4 protein-coding genes are annotated in these 3317 nt (G+C 57.4%); 1 reads left to right on the forward strand and 3 read right to left on the reverse strand.

Annotation, left to right across the window (positions count from 1 at the left end):
* Both VI895_13940 and VI895_13945 read right to left on the reverse strand, forming a co-directional pair.
* A partial coding sequence (locus tag VI895_13940; protein ID HLG20902.1) for an aminotransferase class III-fold pyridoxal phosphate-dependent enzyme occupies window positions 1-1306 on the reverse strand: 1306 nt, incomplete at its 3' end.
* The gene (locus VI895_13945) at window positions 1303-2427 is read right to left on the reverse strand and encodes an aldo/keto reductase (GenBank protein HLG20903.1); all 1125 of its coding nucleotides are present in this window, start codon (window positions 2425-2427) and stop codon (window positions 1303-1305) included. The genes VI895_13940 and VI895_13945, both read right to left, overlap by 4 nt.
* Window positions 2428-2538: 111 nt before the next feature.
* Here VI895_13945 and VI895_13950 point away from each other — a divergent pair, with 111 nt between their 5' ends.
* Window positions 2539-2832 carry a 4a-hydroxytetrahydrobiopterin dehydratase gene (locus tag VI895_13950; protein HLG20904.1) on the forward strand — a complete coding sequence of 98 codons (294 nt, stop codon included), beginning with the start codon at window positions 2539-2541 and terminating at the stop codon, window positions 2830-2832.
* 13 nt (window positions 2833-2845) lie between these two features.
* Here VI895_13950 and VI895_13955 read toward each other — a convergent pair.
* Window positions 2846-3317: hypothetical protein (locus tag VI895_13955; protein ID HLG20905.1), on the reverse strand; the 472-nt coding region annotated here is incomplete at its 5' end.

The raw sequence follows: 3317 nt of genomic DNA on the forward strand, positions 1-3317 counted from the left end.
ACTCGAGCTGGCGGCCTCCGATCGTCAGCGGGGGCGAAATCGTCAGTACATTTCCGTTCATGCCGCTCGGGAGAATGATGAGGCCCTTGGCCAGCGCCCGCTTGGCGACGTCGAAGGCCAGTCCGGTCCGTCGGTCCTGGCTCAGCGCCAGGCCGATCATGAATCCGCGGCCCCGAACTTCCTCAATCATCGGGAGAGATCTCTGCCAGCTTCGCATCTCCGTCATCGCCTCCCGGCCGAGGCGGTCGGCACGGGTAGCCAGGTCTTTGTTTTCGATCTCATGAATCGACGCCAGTGCAGCGGCACAGCCGAGGGGATGTCCGAGAAATGTATTCGTGTGCAAAGCTTCGCCGGTGGATACCGGCCAGCCATGCATCACGGCTTCGGTTCCGACACAAGCGGCAAAGGGGAGAGTGCCGGTGAGGGCTTTTCCCACGCAGAGCAAATCCGGCACCACCTTCTCCCGGTCCACGGCGAATCGGGTGCCGGTCCGGCCAAAGCCGGTCATGATTTCGTCGGCGATGAGAACCAAGTGGTTCCGGTTGGCGAAATCTCGAATTTCGCGCAGCCATCCCTGCGGCGGCACGATCACTCCTGCGCGCCCCTGGATCGGTTCCAGCAAAATCGCTCCCACAGGAACTTGGGTTTTTTGGGATTCATTTACGATCTGCTGAAGTTCCGCAATCGATTGCTCGATGACTTCGCGGTTGCGATCGTTCTGATAACGGGGAAAACGTGCGCGTCGGGCGAACTGCCCCAATTGTCGGTGAAAAGGCTCCCGAAATTTCAGTTGGCCGCTCACCGCGAGCGTCCCGTAACTCAAACCGTGGTACGCCCCTTCAAAACTGATAACCCCCGGTCGACCTGAAACCAGGGCTGCCGTTTTGAGTGCCGCCTCCACGGCTTCGGAACCGGAAGAACAAAGAATGGCCTGCGCACCGGGCTGGGGAAACGCAAGAGTCAGCCACTCCAGCAATTCGACTTTGATGGCGGGCGGATGCACGTCGCCCATGCCGTGGGGCAATCGCGCCAACTGCCGGCTGATCGCGGCGGTCACGGCGGGTTGACGATGGCCCAGACTCGCTACGCCGAACGCCGCTGACAAATCGACGAAAATATTTCCATCGACATCTTGTACGTTCGATCCGTGCGCCTGTTCCCAAAAGACCGGAAAATCGTTGCTGATATACGTGATTCCGGGCGCCTCGACTTTGCCGAGCCGTTTGCCGAGGTCGATAGAGCGCGGTCCGGGGATCGGCGAGCGGATCATTCCGATCTGTTCCCCAAACGGAAGACGTTCGTTCATGCAAACGACCTTCCGAGATTTTGGATAATTCGGACCCATGCGGAGGAATCCAAACGCGGCGCCTGGAGATAATTTGTATTCTCTTCCACGTGAGTAATGCTGCTCATGCCGGCGAGTGCCGTGTGAAGGCCCGGTGTCGCGGCGACGAACGAAATCGCCCGCTGGGCATCCGTTCTCACCCCCTTAAATTCCGCGGCGAGGGGAGCGGGCAGCTGGCCCAAGAGTTTCCCCTGAAAAAGCGGCACACTGGCCATCACGAGGATGTTCGCCTCGGCCGCGGCATGAAGAAACGGGACCAATCGCCCTTTCCACATTTGAGTGGGAGCCACGGCCGCCTCCCGGTAAACGAAATTAAAGGGCAGCTGGACGACACTGAAACGATGTCGCTCTCCGCCTGCCGATTTCGCGATTTCAAGAATTCGTTCCAGTGACAGGTGATTGCGAACGCTCGGCGGAACGCGAAAACCGTCCCACGTGGCCAGTCCGTATCGCACGATGGCACCGTTGGCGGCCTCCTCCTCTAGAGCCGAAAAGGCGGAGCCGAGCCGTTTTTCAAATTCCGGGTTGTCGATCTCTTCCAGTTGGGTTTCGACGTTGTGCAGGTAATAGATATCGATCGTATCGAGACCGAGGTTTTTCAAGCTCGAATGGAGTTGATGCCGAACATAATCCGGATGCATCGAGTGACAACCGGCGACGATGTCTTGGGGACGGATAATCCCAGAATCAAAGAAAGTTTCCTGGAGGTAGGCCATCGGGTCTCTCGGAGGGGCGCCGTCGAACGATAGAAATCCTCCCTTTGTGGCGATCACGATCTCGTCTCGGCGGACGGCCCCGTTCTCGATGGATCGGCGAACGGCCTCGCCGACGGATCGTTCGCTTCTCTGGAACCGATAATTGATCGCCGTGTCGACGACGTTGATCCCTTTTTGAAGAGCTTCGGCGACGGCCTCGGTATAGCGTTGATCGGTTTCCTCGTCATGGGAGCCGAGATACGTGCCGATCCCTAAATCCGAGATACGAATCCCGGCGTTTTCCCGGTAATGAGCGGAATCGACCTGCTGTTGCTTCCGAGCGTAACGCCCGGTCCCTTCGGCCGTTGCTTTTCCCCCAATCGCCAATGAATCCTCCTGAACCTTGTGAAACCGAGAAAGACGCAAACAATCACTGCCCGGCGGGAAGGTCAATACTCCTCTTGCAGAACTCTGCAGGACTGTTTCAATGGAGGCGCTATGAATCACCCCCCCGTGCTCAAGTCAGCGGAATTGGAAATGGCGCTCACGGACCTTCCCGGCTGGAAAGTATCCGGAGTGGCGATACAAAAAACGTTTAAATCACAATCATTTATGGAAGGAATCTCGAAAATGGTTGAGATAGCGAGGTTGGCCGAGGAACTCGATCATCATCCGGATATGTTCATCCATTATCGGGACGTGACCTTTTCCTGCTGGACCCACGTGTCGGGAGGTGTGACCGCAAAGGACATCGATCTGGCCCACCGGGTCGAAAGGATTTGGGCCGGATAACGATGCTTCATGGCTAATGCCGAAGAATTAAGCCGAACCGGCGGCTCTTGATCCTCGCCGTGCCGTTGGTCGGGTTTCCGTCCAGGTCGATACCGTTGATCTTGTCGTTTACATAATATTCCGGCGTTTCAGCCGCTTCGTGAATTCCGATGTCGACCCGGATTTTTTCTATCCGCGCAAGTTCGGCCGGGGAGGGTTGATCCGGAAGGAACCAGTCATTGGCGTCTGAAGCGTCGAATCGGAGAAAGGCTACCCGTTCGATTCGGAGAGACGGACTTTCATCCGGAGCCATTCGCTGAAGTGTCGCATATGGAGGCGTTCCGGAGAGTTCGTATCGTATCGTTCCCTTCTCATCTTCCAGGACGATCCAGGAAAGACCCTTTTCCTTCACTTTGGCGGTGGGCGCCGATTCCAAATCCGCGCGAAGCTCGGTTTCAAAGCTCGCTGTCGGTTGCAGCGCCGGATCGGATCCCTTTCGCCGAAAC

This window comes from Bdellovibrionota bacterium, assembly GCA_035292885.1.
In the GTDB taxonomy this organism is placed as follows: domain Bacteria; phylum Bdellovibrionota_G; class JALEGL01; order JALEGL01; family DATDPG01; genus DATDPG01.